This window comes from Pseudomonas sp. RA_105y_Pfl2_P56, assembly GCF_963970845.1.
GTDB classification, from domain to species: domain Bacteria; phylum Pseudomonadota; class Gammaproteobacteria; order Pseudomonadales; family Pseudomonadaceae; genus Aquipseudomonas; species Aquipseudomonas baetica_A.
Map to the genome: position 1 here is coordinate 41987 of NZ_CAXAPL010000013.1, position 12481 is coordinate 54467.

The 12481-nt window shown below is 60.4% G+C and carries 11 protein-coding genes and 1 pseudogene; 6 read left to right on the forward strand and 6 right to left on the reverse strand.

Features of this window, described 5'->3' with window-relative positions; genetic code table 11:
* Nucleotides 1–431: 431 nt before the first annotated feature.
* Complete coding sequence (locus AACY11_RS11315; RefSeq protein ID WP_339494780.1) at nucleotides 432–806, reverse strand: DUF6124 family protein; 375 nt, start codon at nucleotides 804–806, stop codon at nucleotides 432–434.
* A gap of 16 nt (nucleotides 807–822) precedes the next feature.
* Between AACY11_RS11315 and AACY11_RS11320 the strand changes: the two genes are divergently transcribed.
* Nucleotides 823–1116: a hypothetical protein gene (locus AACY11_RS11320; RefSeq protein WP_339465848.1), complete on the forward strand. Its 294-nt coding sequence runs from the start codon at nucleotides 823–825 to the stop codon at nucleotides 1114–1116.
* A 96-nt stretch (nucleotides 1117–1212) separates the two neighbouring features.
* Here AACY11_RS11320 and AACY11_RS11325 read toward each other — a convergent pair whose 3' ends face one another.
* Nucleotides 1213–2181 carry a LysR family transcriptional regulator gene (locus AACY11_RS11325; RefSeq protein WP_339432055.1) on the reverse strand — a complete coding sequence of 323 codons (969 nt, stop codon included), beginning with the start codon at nucleotides 2179–2181 and terminating at the stop codon, nucleotides 1213–1215.
* A gap of 194 nt (nucleotides 2182–2375) precedes the next feature.
* Between AACY11_RS11325 and AACY11_RS11330 the strand changes: the two genes are divergently transcribed.
* The 4 genes from AACY11_RS11330 to AACY11_RS11345 all read left to right on the forward strand — a co-directional run bounded on the left by AACY11_RS11330 (nucleotide 2376) and on the right by AACY11_RS11345 (nucleotide 7280).
* A complete protein-coding gene (locus AACY11_RS11330; RefSeq protein ID WP_339494782.1) occupies nucleotides 2376–3875 on the forward strand; it encodes an efflux transporter outer membrane subunit in 1500 nt (499 codons plus the stop codon).
* A 142-nt stretch (nucleotides 3876–4017) separates the two neighbouring features.
* A complete protein-coding gene (locus tag AACY11_RS11335) occupies nucleotides 4018–6210 on the forward strand; it encodes an FUSC family protein (protein ID WP_339432057.1) in 2193 nt (730 codons plus the stop codon).
* Nucleotides 6200–6400, forward strand: a complete 201-nt coding sequence (locus AACY11_RS11340) for a DUF1656 domain-containing protein (RefSeq protein WP_339494783.1) — start codon at nucleotides 6200–6202, stop codon at nucleotides 6398–6400. Before AACY11_RS11335 ends, AACY11_RS11340 begins: the two co-directional genes overlap by 11 nt.
* A gap of 10 nt (nucleotides 6401–6410) precedes the next feature.
* Nucleotides 6411–7280 (forward strand): HlyD family secretion protein, encoded by an 870-nt coding sequence (locus AACY11_RS11345; RefSeq protein WP_339494785.1) that lies wholly within the window; start codon nucleotides 6411–6413, stop codon nucleotides 7278–7280.
* A 90-nt stretch (nucleotides 7281–7370) separates the two neighbouring features.
* Here AACY11_RS11345 and AACY11_RS11350 read toward each other — a convergent pair whose 3' ends face one another.
* The 3 genes from AACY11_RS11350 to AACY11_RS11360 all read right to left on the reverse strand — a co-directional run bounded on the left by AACY11_RS11350 (nucleotide 7371) and on the right by AACY11_RS11360 (nucleotide 9945).
* Complete coding sequence (locus tag AACY11_RS11350; RefSeq protein WP_339432059.1) at nucleotides 7371–8372, reverse strand: sel1 repeat family protein; 1002 nt, start codon at nucleotides 8370–8372, stop codon at nucleotides 7371–7373.
* Between the two features lie 248 nt (nucleotides 8373–8620).
* A complete protein-coding gene (locus AACY11_RS11355) occupies nucleotides 8621–9445 on the reverse strand; it encodes an SDR family oxidoreductase (RefSeq protein ID WP_339432060.1) in 825 nt (274 codons plus the stop codon).
* Between the two features lie 35 nt (nucleotides 9446–9480).
* Nucleotides 9481–9945 carry a multidrug transporter gene (locus AACY11_RS11360; RefSeq protein WP_339432061.1) on the reverse strand — a complete coding sequence of 155 codons (465 nt, stop codon included), beginning with the start codon at nucleotides 9943–9945 and terminating at the stop codon, nucleotides 9481–9483.
* Between the two features lie 175 nt (nucleotides 9946–10120).
* Here AACY11_RS11360 and AACY11_RS28370 point away from each other — a divergent pair.
* Nucleotides 10121–10454: pseudogene (locus AACY11_RS28370) on the forward strand (RHS repeat-associated core domain-containing protein); the annotation flags it as partial.
* A 489-nt stretch (nucleotides 10455–10943) separates the two neighbouring features.
* Here the strand turns inward: AACY11_RS28370 and AACY11_RS11370 are convergent.
* Nucleotides 10944–12395 (reverse strand): mannose-1-phosphate guanylyltransferase/mannose-6-phosphate isomerase, encoded by a 1452-nt coding sequence (locus AACY11_RS11370; protein ID WP_339432062.1) that lies wholly within the window; start codon nucleotides 12393–12395, stop codon nucleotides 10944–10946.
* Nucleotides 12396–12481 lie beyond the last annotated feature (86 nt).

The following is a 12481-nucleotide window of genomic DNA, read 5'->3' on the forward strand; positions in this document are numbered from 1 at the left end:
CGATCCGGGGGCATCGCTTCCGGTTTGCTTCGCTGCACCTCCTTTCGATGTGTTTGGCTGCGCCAAACGGTCGCTGCGCTCCCACCCCCGGATCAATCCCTCCGCTCAGCCTTCCGACGTCGCCCGTGGATCAAGATCAAGAGCTGCAGCCGAGCTAACGCTCATCCTGTTGAGTGGGGCGGCATTCGCCGCGTGCGGGTTGTCCTTGCCTCCTTTGTAGGAGCTGCCGAAGGCTGCGATCTTTTGATCTTGCTGTTGCTTTTGTGTGGAGTTGGCCTGCCAGCGATGGCGGCCTGACAGCCGATCGATTTTTAGCAGGTTGTATGCGATTCACATTGTAGGAGTGAGCCTGCTCGCGATGACGGTGTGTCAGGCACCTACGATGTTGAATGTGAGCCTGCAATCGCGAGCAGGCTCACTCCTGCAAGGGGTCAGCTGTGTGGCGCGGGTTGGGGGATGTCGACGTTATCCAGTACGCGATTCACGGCCAGTTCCGCGAGCATGATGATTTGCTGGATCGCGAGAATTACACGCCGTTCGGGGAGGTCGACGTAGGCGGCGATGTCGCTGCTCATGATGTTGGCTTGCGCCAGTGATTCGCAGGCGTGGACGAGGAGGCTTTCGTTGTCTTGGCCCGGCGCGACCTGAAACATGGTGCTGGGTTTGTGGAAGCGCAGGGTCAGGGCGTTGGGTTTGAGGTAGTGGTCGAGCGCTCGCTCGGCGGCTTCGTGGAATTTCTTCGAATCAGGCGATTCGTAGGGAGAGGTGTTATCCGCTCCGGGCGGATTCGGGCTGTGCTTTTTCATGACAAAGATCCTTTAGATGGAAATGGAGCTGCCATGTTTCGTTTTCCAGGCGAAAGGGTGGCAGCTGTACGCGGACTGGAAAAACCGGCAAAGGATCAAACCCGGCAGACCCGAAGGTCTCCCACGTACAGCCGCCATAACTCAAAAACCGGCGCTGAAAAAGCGCGGCATTATGTCATGTGCTGTGATCCTGCGGGTTTTCCAGACCCGGTCGCTGATTCGTCAGCGACACCCAAAGCCTATCCACCGCACTTCCGACGGACAACCTGCAAAACACGTCGGAAAGTTCCGCGAAAAGCCCGAAATGTAGGAGCTGCCGTAGGCTGCGATCTTTTGATTTTTAAACATCAAGGTCAAAAGATCGCAGCCTGCGGCAGCTCCTGCAGGTTTCACGGTGTGTTGAAAATCAGTTGGCTACGCGTGCTCCGGCGAGGCTGCCGCTGAGTTCGTAGGCGGCCAGTTCTGCCTGGTGTGCAGCAAGGATTTCCGGCAACGAGCCGCGCAGGTACTCGACCCACGTCTTGATCTTTGCATCAAGGTATTGCCGCGATGGGTAGATCGCGTACAGGTTCAGTTCCTGCGAGCGGTAGTTGGGCATGACCCGTACCAGCGTGCCGTTGCGCAAGCCTTCGATGGCGGCGTACACCGGTAGAACACCCAGGCCCATACCGCTGATGATCGCGGTTTTCATGGCGTCGGCGGAGTTCACCAGGAACGGGGAGCTGTTGATGGTGACCATTTCCTGGCCTTCGGGGCCGTCGAAGGCCCATTTTTCCAGAGGGATTACCGGGCTGACCAGGCGCAGGCAGGCGTGGTTGAGCAGGTCGCTGGGCTTTTGTGCGCAGCCGTTGGCTTTCACGTAGGCCGGTGAGGCACAGACGATGCTGTAGGTGATGCCCAGGCGTTGCGAGACGAAGCCGGAGTCCGGCAGTTCGCGGGCCAGCACGATGGAGACGTCGTAGCCTTCATCGAGCAGGTCCGGCACGCGGTTGGCCATGGTCAGGTCGAAGGTGACGTCCGGGTGGGTCTTGCGATAGCGGGCGATGGCGTCGATGACGAAGTGCTGGCCGATGCCGGTCATGGTGTGCACTTTCAACTGCCCGGCAGGGCGCGCGTGGGCTTCGCTGGCTTCGGCCTCTGCCTCTTCGACGTAGGCCAGAATCTGCTCGCAGCGCAGCAAGTAACGCTTGCCGGCTTCGGTCAGGGCGATGCGCCGTGTCGTGCGGTTGAGCAGGCGGGTTTGCAGGTGGGCTTCCAGGTTGGAGACCGCGCGCGAGACGTTGGCTGTGGTGGTGTCGAGTTGCACGGCGGCGGCGGTGAAGCTGCCTGCTTCGGCCACACAACTGAAGGCGCGCATGTTTTGCAAAGTGTCCATGGGGTGCTCTCAAGGGAGATGGCAAATTGTGACACGAAGTTTCGGGGGCTGAGACCCCCGACCAACGGATTATCTCGTTAACGGTAACAAAGATTCACAGGAATCCCAGCTTATCGCCGCCAGGTCGCCCCCCTAGAATTGCGCCGTTCCCTATACACCTCCCCGCCATACCCCTTTCTCAGGAATTCGCAGCTGTGCCGCGTCGCATCAACAGAGCGCTTTTGCCGCTCAGTGTTCTGGCTTTTTCCCTGGCTCTCGGCGGCTGCATCGGTACCGAAGGAATTGCCCCACAGGGCAAAGCGTTGGAGGCCAATGCGCTGGCCACCGACGAGGCCATCGCCCACGCCGCCCGTGACGCCCACTGGCCCACCGCACAATGGTGGCAAGCCTACGGCGACCCGCAACTCAATCGCTGGATCGACCTCGCCGTGCAAGGCAGCCCGAGCATGGCCATGGCCGCTGCGCGGGTGCGTCAGGCCAAAGCCCTGGCAGGCGTCGCGCAAGCGGCCGAGTCGTTGCAGATCAATGGCGAGTCGACCCTCAAGCGTCACAACTGGCCAACCGATCCGTTCTACGGTCCCGGTGATCTGGCCAATTCCACCACTTGGGACAACAACGCTGCGCTGGGTTTGAGCTACGCGCTCGACCTCTGGGGCCGCGAGAGCAACGCCAGCGAGCGTGCTGTGGATCTGGCGCACATGAGCGCCGCCGAGGCGCGGCTGGCGCAGTTGGAGTTGCAGAACAACATCGTGCGCGCCTACATCCAGATGTCGCTGCAGTACGCCCAGCGCGACATCGTCGCCGCCACGCTCAAACAGCAACAGCAGATTCTCGATCTGGCGCACAAGCGTCTGGACGGCGGGATCGGCACGCACTTCGAAGTCAGTCAGGCCCAAACGCCGTTGCCGGAAACCCATCGACAACTCGATGCGCTGGACGAGGAAATTGCCCTGAGCCGCAATCAACTGGCCGCATTGGCGGGCAAGGGGCCGGGCGAGGGTGCGCAGTTGCAGCGTCCGACCTTGTCTCTCGGCGCTGCATTGAAATTGCCCGGCGCGCTGCCCGCCCAATTGCTCGGCCAGCGTCCGGACGTGGTTGCCAGTCGCTGGCAAGTGGCGGCGCAGGCGCGGGGGATCGATGTGGCGCACGCCGGGTTTTATCCCAACGTCGACCTGGTCGGCAGCCTTGGTTACATGGCCACCGGCGGTGGCGCGCTGGAGTTTTTGACCGGCAAGAAGCTCAACTACAACGTTGGCCCGGCAATCTCGTTACCGATCTTCGACGGTGGACGACTGCGTGCCGAATTGGGAGAAGCGTCGGCCGGTTACGACATCGCCGTGGCGCACTACAACCAGACCCTGGTCAATGCGCTGAAAAACATCTCCGATCAATTGATCCGCCGCGAGTCGATGGACAAGCAACAAGGGTTCGCCGCCGAGTCGGTGGCCGCTGCGCAGAAAACGTACGACATCGCGATGATCGCCTATCAACGGGGCCTCACCGATTACCTCAACGTGCTGAACGCGCAAACGTTGCTGTTCAAGCAGCAGCAGGTGCAACAGCAGGTGCAGGCGGCGCGGCTGAGTGCGCATGCCGAGTTGGTGACCGCGCTCGGCGGCGGGCTCGGTGCCGGCAACGACGTGCCGACTGCCGAACAAACCCAAGCCCCGAAAACCCCGACCCTTTTACGGTGAACCCAAAACCTGTTGTGGGAGCGAGCCTGCTCGCGATGAGGGCGCGTCAGTTGGCTTTTTCGTCGACTGACACACCGCTGTCACTCGCACGCTAGCGCCCACATGTTTTGCGACCTGACTGAACTTCATTGAGCACAATCAAATGACTCCCTTGCCCGCCCCGCTGCGCTGGCTCTACTCCCTGGAATGGCGCCGGGGTGTGTTCGACTGGGCGCGCAGCGATGGCGTGACCTGGGTCTACATCTTCAAGGTGCTGTTCGCCGCTTTCCTGACCCTGTGGCTGGCGATGCGTCTGGAACTGCCGCAGCCGCGCACCGCGATGATCACGGTGTTCATCGTCATGCAGCCGCAGAGCGGTCATGTATTTGCCAAGAGTTTCTATCGCTTCCTCGGCACCCTCGCCGGGTCGGCGATGATGGTCACGCTGATTGCGTTGTTTGCGCAGAACACCGAGTTGTTTCTCGGCTCGCTGGCAATCTGGGTGGGCATCTGCTCGGCCGGTGCCGCACGCTGCCGTAACTTCCGTGCTTACGGTTTTGTGCTGGCCGGCTACACCGCTGCGATGGTCGGTTTGCCAGCGTTGGCGCACCCGGATGGCGCGTTCATGGCGGCGGTATGGCGGGTGCTGGAAATCTCCCTGGGGATTGTCTGCTCGACCGTGATCAGCGCCGCGATTGTGCCGCAGACCGCCAGCGCCGCTATGCGCAACGCGTTGTATCAGCGCTTTGGTGTGTTTGCCTTGTTCGTCACCAATGGCCTGCGCGGGCGAAGCAAAGCGCAAGACTTTGAAGCCAGCAACGTACGGTTCATCGCCGAAGCCGTGGGCCTGGAAGGGCTGCGCAGCGTGACCGTGTTCGAAGACCCGCACATGCGTCGGCGCAACGGTCGGCTGAGTCGTTTGAACAGTGAGTTCATGGGCATCACCACCCGTTTCAATGCGCTGCATCAGTTGCTCGAACGCTTGCGTGGCTATGACGAAGAACACGTCGTGGTGGCGATCAGACCCGGTTTGCAGGATCTGGCCGAAGTGCTCGATGGCTTCAGTGGCCGTGCCTTGACCAGCCCCGATGCGGCACGGCTGGTCGCGGCGCTGGCGACCTACAAAGAAGGCTTGCCGGCGCGGGTGCGCAGCTTGCGGGCAATCTTTCAGGAGTGCGAGCCGAGCGACGCCGAGCAACTGGATTTTCACACCGCGTACGAGTTGCTCTATCGCTTCGTCGATGACCTGCACAGTTATGCACAGACCCACGCCTCGCTCGCCGATCACCGCCACGAACGCGAGCGCTGGGACGAGCCGTTCACCTCGCAAACCAACTGGTGGGCAGCCGCGGCGTCGGGCATTCGCGCCTCGTTTATTTTGATCGTGCTGGGCAGTTATTGGGTCGCGACGGCATGGCCGAGTGGTGCGACGATGACGCTGATCGCCGCGGCCACAGTGGGCCTGTCCGCCGCCACGCCAAACCCGAAACGCATGGCCTTTCAAATGGCTTGCGGCACCTTCCTCGGCGCACTGATCGGCTTCGTCGAAATGTTTTTCATCTTCCCGTGGATCGACGGTTTCCCGTTGCTGTGCGTGATGCTCGCGCCGGTGATCGTACTGGGCTCGTTCCTGACCTCGCGGCCGCAGTACGCCGGTGTCGGCCTCGGTCTGTTGATCTTCTTCAGCACCGGTTCTGTACCGGACAACCTGACTGTCTACAACCCGTACGCCTTCATCAACGACTACATCGCCATGGTCATGGGCATGCTGGTCTGTGCGGCGGCTGGCGCGATTATCCTGCCGCCCAACAGCCGTTGGTTGTGGCAGCGTCTGGAGCAGGATCTGCGTGGCCAGGTGGTCTATGCGATCAGTGGCAAGCTCAAAGGCCTGGCGTCGAGTTTCGAGAGCCGTACCCGCGACTTGTTGCATCAGGCCTACGGTCTGGCGACGGGCCAGCCGACCGTGCAAAAGAACCTGTTGCGCTGGATGTTCGTGGTGCTCGAAGTCGGTCACGCGATCATTGAGTTGCGCAAGGAACAGGCGATCTTGCCGGTGCACCCGGCCTATGCCGAATCGCAGCCGTGGCGTCAGGCGATCCGCGTGATGGGCCGGGCGTTGGTGCGGCTGTTCTTGCAGCCCAATCAAAGCAATCTGGAGCGCGCACTGGTGGCGGTCGATCACGCGATCAGCCGGGTCGCGGCCACCGATGAGCCGTTCGCACCGCACTTCGACACCTCCGCGCTGCGCCGGGTGAAGAGCTATCTGCACTTCATTCGCACCTCATTGCTCGACCCGCAATCACCGCTTGCTGCGCTCACGCAAGCCAAGCCTGAAGGACTTGCCCATGCCCCGTGAAATCGCTTTCGACGGCGTGTACATGCCGACCATGACCCTGATGTTTTTCATCGCTGCAGCGCTGGCCTGGGCGCTGGACCGGTTTCTCTCAGGGTTCGATCTGTACCGCTTCTTCTGGCACCCGGCGCTGCTGCGCCTGAGTCTGTTTACTTGTCTGTTCGGCGCCTTGGCGCTGACTGTCTACCGTTGAGAACGTACTGATGAAAAAGTTTTTCAGCCTACTCGCGACCCTGCTTGTGCTGGCCCTGGCGTTGTGGATCGGCCGCACGCTGTGGGAGCACTACATGAACACGCCGTGGACCCGCGACGGCCGCGTGCGCGCCGATATCATCAACGTCGCCGCCGACGTCACCGGTGAAGTCATCGATGTGCCGGTGCGCGACAACCAGTTAGTGAAGAAGGGTGATTTGCTCATGCAGATTGACCCGGAGCATTACCGCATCGCAGTGAAACAGGCGCAGTCGCTGGTCGCTTCGCGCAAGTCGACGTGGGAAATGCGCAAGGTCAACGCCCACCGCCGCGCCGATCTGGACAACCTGGTGATCTCCAAGGAAAACCGCGACGACGCGAGCAACATCGCCGACGCTGCACTGGCTGACTACCAGCACGCCCAAGCGCAACTGGAAGCCGCTGAACTCAACCTCAAACGCACCGAAGTGCGCGCAGCGGTGGACGGCTATGTGACCAACCTCAACGTCCATCGCGGCGACTACGCACGCATCGGCGAGGCGAAAATGGCCGTGGTCGACATGAACTCGTTCTGGGTTTACGGCTTCTTTGAAGAGACCAAACTGCCCCACGTACGCGTCGGTGATCAGGCCGACATGCAACTGATGAGCGGCGAAGTCTTGAAGGGGCATGTGGAAAGTATCTCGCGCGGCATCTACGACCGCGACAACCCGCAAAGTCGCGAGCTGATTGCCGATGTGAACCCGACCTTCAACTGGGTGCGACTGGCCCAGCGCGTGCCGGTACGCATTCACATTGATGAAGTGCCGGCGGGGGTGCTGTTGGCAGCGGGGATGACTTGTACGGTGGTGGTGAAGCAGGACGCTGTGGATAACGGATAGACCGCGTGGCTGCCAGCGCTAGCAGGCTCCCACAGAGGTTCTTCGGTGTGACACAGACCTGTGTGTGAGTGAGCCTGCTCGCGACTGAGCTTATCGGTAGAACGTGTTGACTACCCGCAGTCCAGACTCGATGGCTTCGTCCACCGACAATGCTTGATCTTCCATGAGGGCGACGATCCGCGGGTCTGTTGCGATATTCGCGTCAGGCTTTTTCAACTGAGCGGCGCGGTTCAGTACGATGTAGGCCACAACGTCGCCACGGTTTTTGGTGAAGGGCTGCTCGATAGCAGTGCGCATGGTTTGCTTCACATAGTCGTAACGCTCGACAGATGACATGCCCTTGAAGGTGTCCGGATAGTTCTGATAGATATCGGCGGAGTAACGTCCGACGTCTTCTTCGCGTGCTTCAGCGAACAATGTTTTCTTGCTGGTGACCTGGGTGACAAGTTCGCTGTAAAGCTTGTCGCCTTCGGCGATCTGAGCGGCGTTCATCTTGGCTTTCAGGTCAGCGCCCGCCGTGGTGTCTTCGGCTTTGGCCATGATCCTGGTCCAGGCGTAGGCGGCGCTCAGGTTACCCAGTTCCTCGTATTGCTCGATCAATATCTGCTGGGATTCGGCATAGCCATGCAGCGAGGAACGCTCCAGCCAGCGAGTGGCGAGCGCAGCATCTTGCCGGGTCCCGACTTTGCCGTATTTGTAGCTCTCGTACATACCGTATTCCGCGCACCAGTCGTTCTGCGTCGCTGCGTAAGCCATGTAGTTGAAGGCTTCGGTGTTACGTTGGTCGGCGGTCAGGGTTGAGTCATAGCGGGTGGTCATCGACAGGTAGCAAAACGCGCGAGTGTGCTTGGGGGCGGCCATGACCATGCAGGTTTTGGCGTCCTTGTACTCTCCGTTTTCGTACAACCGGTAGCCGACGCCATACAGAATGTCGCTGTCCATCTGCGCGTTGCAATGCTCGTTGGCGGTCACGACCGGCAGCACGTTTTGCAGGGTCAGTTTGGGCAGCGTGTCATTGAGGGGCAGTTCTTTGGTCGCGCAGCCTGCCAGCACCGTGAGCAATGCCAGAGGCAATACGTTGAAGAGTTTCAAGGGATGTTTCCTGATCTGAATTGATGCGTGTGAGCAGAGCTCGCGTCAGGCAGGTCAACAAAGCAGCGACCGCTTCGGGCGGAAACAGTCGGGGAGGGGGAGATCAGTGTTCAGCAATTCCCTTGCTTCGATGCTTGCCCTAGCGACTCCATGCGCTATCGGGTTTCGGGTTCACATGAAGCGTCGGGTACTTCATGCGCGGCGCATTCTACGTAGATCGACCGGTTTGGCCATTTCATCAGTTGTAATCAAAAGTTTCCGCGCAAGCCGAACCGCTTCATCAACGCCGATTCCAGCAACCCCTTGGGCAACAACGTTGCCAGCAACGGTAACGCCCGGCTGCCATTGCCGAGACGGATCAGGCGTGGCGGCTTGCGCTGCTGCACGGCCTTGAGGACCCCGGCGGCAAACTCACTGGCCGGTGTCGGCTTGTCCTGCGAGGCCTTGGCCCGTGCGCGAATGCCTTCACGCAGGGGAAACCATGGCGATTGCTCGTTGATCAACTGCTCAGCCTCATGCCCGGCGCTTTTGGCGAAACTCGATTGAATCGCCCCCGGTTGCACTTCCATCACGCGAATGCCCAACGGCGCCAACTCCATGCGCAGCGCATCGCTCAAGGCATGCACCGCCGCTTTCGAGGCGCAGTAGGCACCGGCGAACGGCGTGACCAAAACGCCGGAAACGCTGCCGATATTTACCACCAGCCCTTTGCCCCGGCGCAGGGCGGGGAACAGTGCGCGGGTGACACCGATAATGGAGAAAACATTGGTTTCGAACTGGCGCTGCATGGCGGGCACACCGCCGTCGAGCAACGGGCCCATGGCGCCGTAACCGGCGTTGTTAATGAGCACGTCGAGGCTGCCGTGTTGCTGGTTGATCCGTTCGCCGAGTTGTTCCAGTGCCGCGCCGTCGTTGACGTCCAGTTGAATCGCGGTAAACCCGGCGACGCTGAGCGCGGCGATGTCTTCAGGCTTGCGTGCAGTGGCCCAGACTTCAAAACCGGCGCTTTTGAACGCATCGGCCAGCGCACGGCCAATGCCGCTGGAACAACCGGTAATCAACGCAACGGGCATGGCGCATTCCTTGTGCAAAAAAGTGGGGAAGGGGATCAGTCGGAGAAACTGCCCTGCAATCGCTCGGCGCGAAACTCCAGGGTTTGCGGGCGATAACCGGGGCGCAGGGGCGGCATGGGCAGGCAGTCTTCCCAATCAGCGCCGGCCTGTAACTCGCCGGGGCCGCGATAACGCGGGGCGGTGTATTGGTTATCGGCCAGATTCACGGTGTCGCCGGGTGCGTAGGCACCGATGCGCCAGCGCAGTTCGGTCAGTGGCACATCGTTGCCGTTGTTCATCTTCAGTTGCAACGGCCGATCCGCGGGGCATTGTTCCGGTGCGTAGCTGATGCGCATCTCCAGGCGAGCCAATTGCTTGACCTCGCGGTTGTCCAGCCAAACGACCCACATCGCCACCAACCCCAAGCCGATAGCCGCCGCTACGGAGACAGGCAGGGCCTTGGCCGGATAGCGCAACAACAGGATCAACCAGGTGATGATCAGCAAGATGCCGATGAACATGTTTGAACGCTCCTTGAACACGTGCCCACCATCCTACCGAAGGGGCGCGGGAATGGACATTCGGCTGTTAAACCGGGCACCGTCGGTCGGGACTGTAATTTCTGACAGTTGGCAGGGCCGTTCGCCGCTGCTTTGATGTTCGAGGCAAAGGGATGCCGGCGCGGCGCGGCGCGGGCCGGCAGCGATCGCCAATTACTCACAAAGCTATCGGTATGACGCTGGCGGCAATCTGCTCAAATTGATTCACGTCGGTGCACAAAACCCGGGCCATGACCTGCAAGCCGCCCGCTACAGCAATCGCTGTCTGCCCTGGCGCAAGTTACAAGAACATTCGCTATTCGGGCAAGGAACGCGATGCCACCGGTTTGTATGCCTTCGGCCATCGCTATTACATCCCGTGGTTGCAGCGCTGGTTGAATCCGGACCCTGCCGGGGCCATCGATGGCCATAACCGCTACCGGGCGATGCGCAACAGTCCTGTGGTCTATCGAGACAGCGACGGACGCAAGCCAGAGAAGAAACTCGATGATCGGGTCTATCACGTTCTAGCCGAGAAAAAACTGGTCAGCCCGATCCAGGCGGCCGGCATGCAACCGGTGCGCAATTATTTTCAGAGCAGTCCGGACCCGAAAGTGCAGGACTACCGACGGCAAATTCCCGTTGAACTGGCAAAGCTGGGGGCCAAAAGCGGCGCGCTGCTCAATACCCATGAGGCCCACGTCAGGGCCGTCGTGATCACCGAAACTTCTCCGCCGTCGGGCCCTGTGATGTATCACGGCGGCGAAGTGCTTTCAGCGGGACTCAGTACGCTCCTTGGCGAAGCGATCGTGCAGGGTGGGAACGTTATAGACCCGCGCGGGAAGAGCAAGCGGTCAAGACTGCCCAGTCCTCTGGGTGAAAGGCTGGCTGAATGTAGAGACCTGCAAAAAAGCCCCCGCCCAACCCACTGCGGATAGGGGACGCAGTGGGCTGGACGAGGGCTTTTTATTGCAGGTCGATCACTGCGCGATGGTTTTCACCGACACGCCGCGTTCGATCGGGGTCGAGCGACCGTAGATGTCTTCGAAACGCTCGATATCGTCTTCACCCAGGTACGAACCGGACTGCACTTCGATGATTTCCAGCGGGATCTTGCCGGGGTTGCGCAGGCGATGCACCGAGGCGATCGGGATGTAGGTCGACTGGTTTTCGCAGAGCAGGAACACGTTTTCATCGCAGGTCACTTCGGCGGTGCCGCTGACCACGATCCAGTGCTCGGCGCGGTGGTGGTGCATCTGCAGCGACAGGCACGCACCCGGTTTGACCGAGATGTGCTTGACCTGGAAACGCCCGCCCATGTCCACCGAGTCGTAAGAACCCCACGGACGATAGACCTCGCAGTGGTTCTGGGTTTCGCTGCGGCCCTGCTCGTTGAGCGTGTTGACCATCTGCTTGACGCCTTGGACCTTGTCCTTGTGGGCGATCATCATGGCGTCCTTGGTTTCGACCACGACGATGTTTTCCAGACCGATCACCGACACCAGTTTGCCGTTGCCGTGGATCATGCAGTTCTTGCTGTCCTGAATGACCACGTCGCCCTTGGTGACGTTGCCGTTGGCGTCCTTTTCGTTGACTTCCCACAGCGACGACCAGCAACCGACATCGCTCCAGCCCGCCGTCAGCGGCACCACGCAGGCGCGCTGGGTTTTCTCCATCACGGAGTAGTCGATGGAGTTGTCCGGGCAGCAGGCGAAGGTGGCTTCGTCCAGCGTGACGGTGTCGGCGTCTTGCTCGCTGCGCTCAAGGGTCAGCAGGCAGGTGTCGTAGATGTCCGGGTCGTGCTTTTTCAGTTCTTCGAGGAAGCGGCTGGCGCGGAACAGGAACATGCCGCTGTTCCAGTAGTAACCGCCGGACTCGACGTACTCGGTAGCGCGTTTCACATCGGGTTTTTCGACAAAGTGCGAAACGCGGCTGACGCCTTCTGGCAACAACGAATCGTTGCTGGACTTGATGTAGCCGTAACCGGTTTCCGGTTTCGTTGCGGGTACGCCGAACAACACCATTTCACCGTTTTCGGCGGCGACGGTGGCCAGAGCCAGTGCGCGTTGCAGGGCTTTCTGATCTTCCAGAACGTGGTCGGCCGGCAGCACCAGCATCAGTTCGTCGCGACCTTCATTGACCAGCATCATCGCGGTCAACGCCACGGCCGGCGCGGTGTTGCGGCCGAACGGTTCCATCAGGATGCGTTGGCATTCCAGGTTACGGTTGCTCAACTGCTCGTTGACGATGAAGCGGTGATCCTTGTTGCAGACCACGATGGGCGTGTCCATGCCTTCGAACACCAGGCGTTCCAGGGTTTGCTGGAACAGCGTGTGTTCGCCGGTCAGGGCGAGGAATTGCTTGGGGAACTGTTTACGCGAAAGCGGCCAAAGACGTGAACCGCTACCACCTGACAAGATCACCGGAATCATATTGTTTACTCCATAAAATCGATTGGGTTAGAGCCACGAACCTGTGTCGTTTCACTCTTGTTTTTGTCTCGTATCCGAACTGACAA

Excerpts from the sequence above, each read along its gene's own strand:
- AACY11_RS11340 (WP_339494783.1), top strand. The coding sequence starts at position 6,200 with ATGCCCCGTGAAATCGCTTTCGACGGCGTGTACATGCCGACCATGACC.
- AACY11_RS11345 (WP_339494785.1), top strand. The coding sequence starts at position 6,411 with ATGAAAAAGTTTTTCAGCCTACTCGCGACCCTGCTTGTGCTGGCCCTG.
- AACY11_RS11315 (WP_339494780.1), bottom strand. The coding sequence starts at position 806 with ATGAAAAAGCACAGCCCGAATCCGCCCGGAGCGGATAACACCTCTCCC.
- AACY11_RS11360 (WP_339432061.1), bottom strand. The coding sequence starts at position 9,945 with ATGTTCATCGGCATCTTGCTGATCATCACCTGGTTGATCCTGTTGTTG.
- AACY11_RS11355 (WP_339432060.1), bottom strand. The coding sequence starts at position 9,445 with ATGCCCGTTGCGTTGATTACCGGTTGTTCCAGCGGCATTGGCCGTGCG.
- AACY11_RS11370 (WP_339432062.1), bottom strand. The coding sequence starts at position 12,395 with ATGATTCCGGTGATCTTGTCAGGTGGTAGCGGTTCACGTCTTTGGCCG.
- AACY11_RS11320 (WP_339465848.1), top strand. The coding sequence starts at position 823 with ATGGAAATGGAGCTGCCATGTTTCGTTTTCCAGGCGAAAGGGTGGCAG.
- AACY11_RS11325 (WP_339432055.1), bottom strand. The coding sequence starts at position 2,181 with ATGGACACTTTGCAAAACATGCGCGCCTTCAGTTGTGTGGCCGAAGCA.
- AACY11_RS11335 (WP_339432057.1), top strand. The coding sequence starts at position 4,018 with ATGACTCCCTTGCCCGCCCCGCTGCGCTGGCTCTACTCCCTGGAATGG.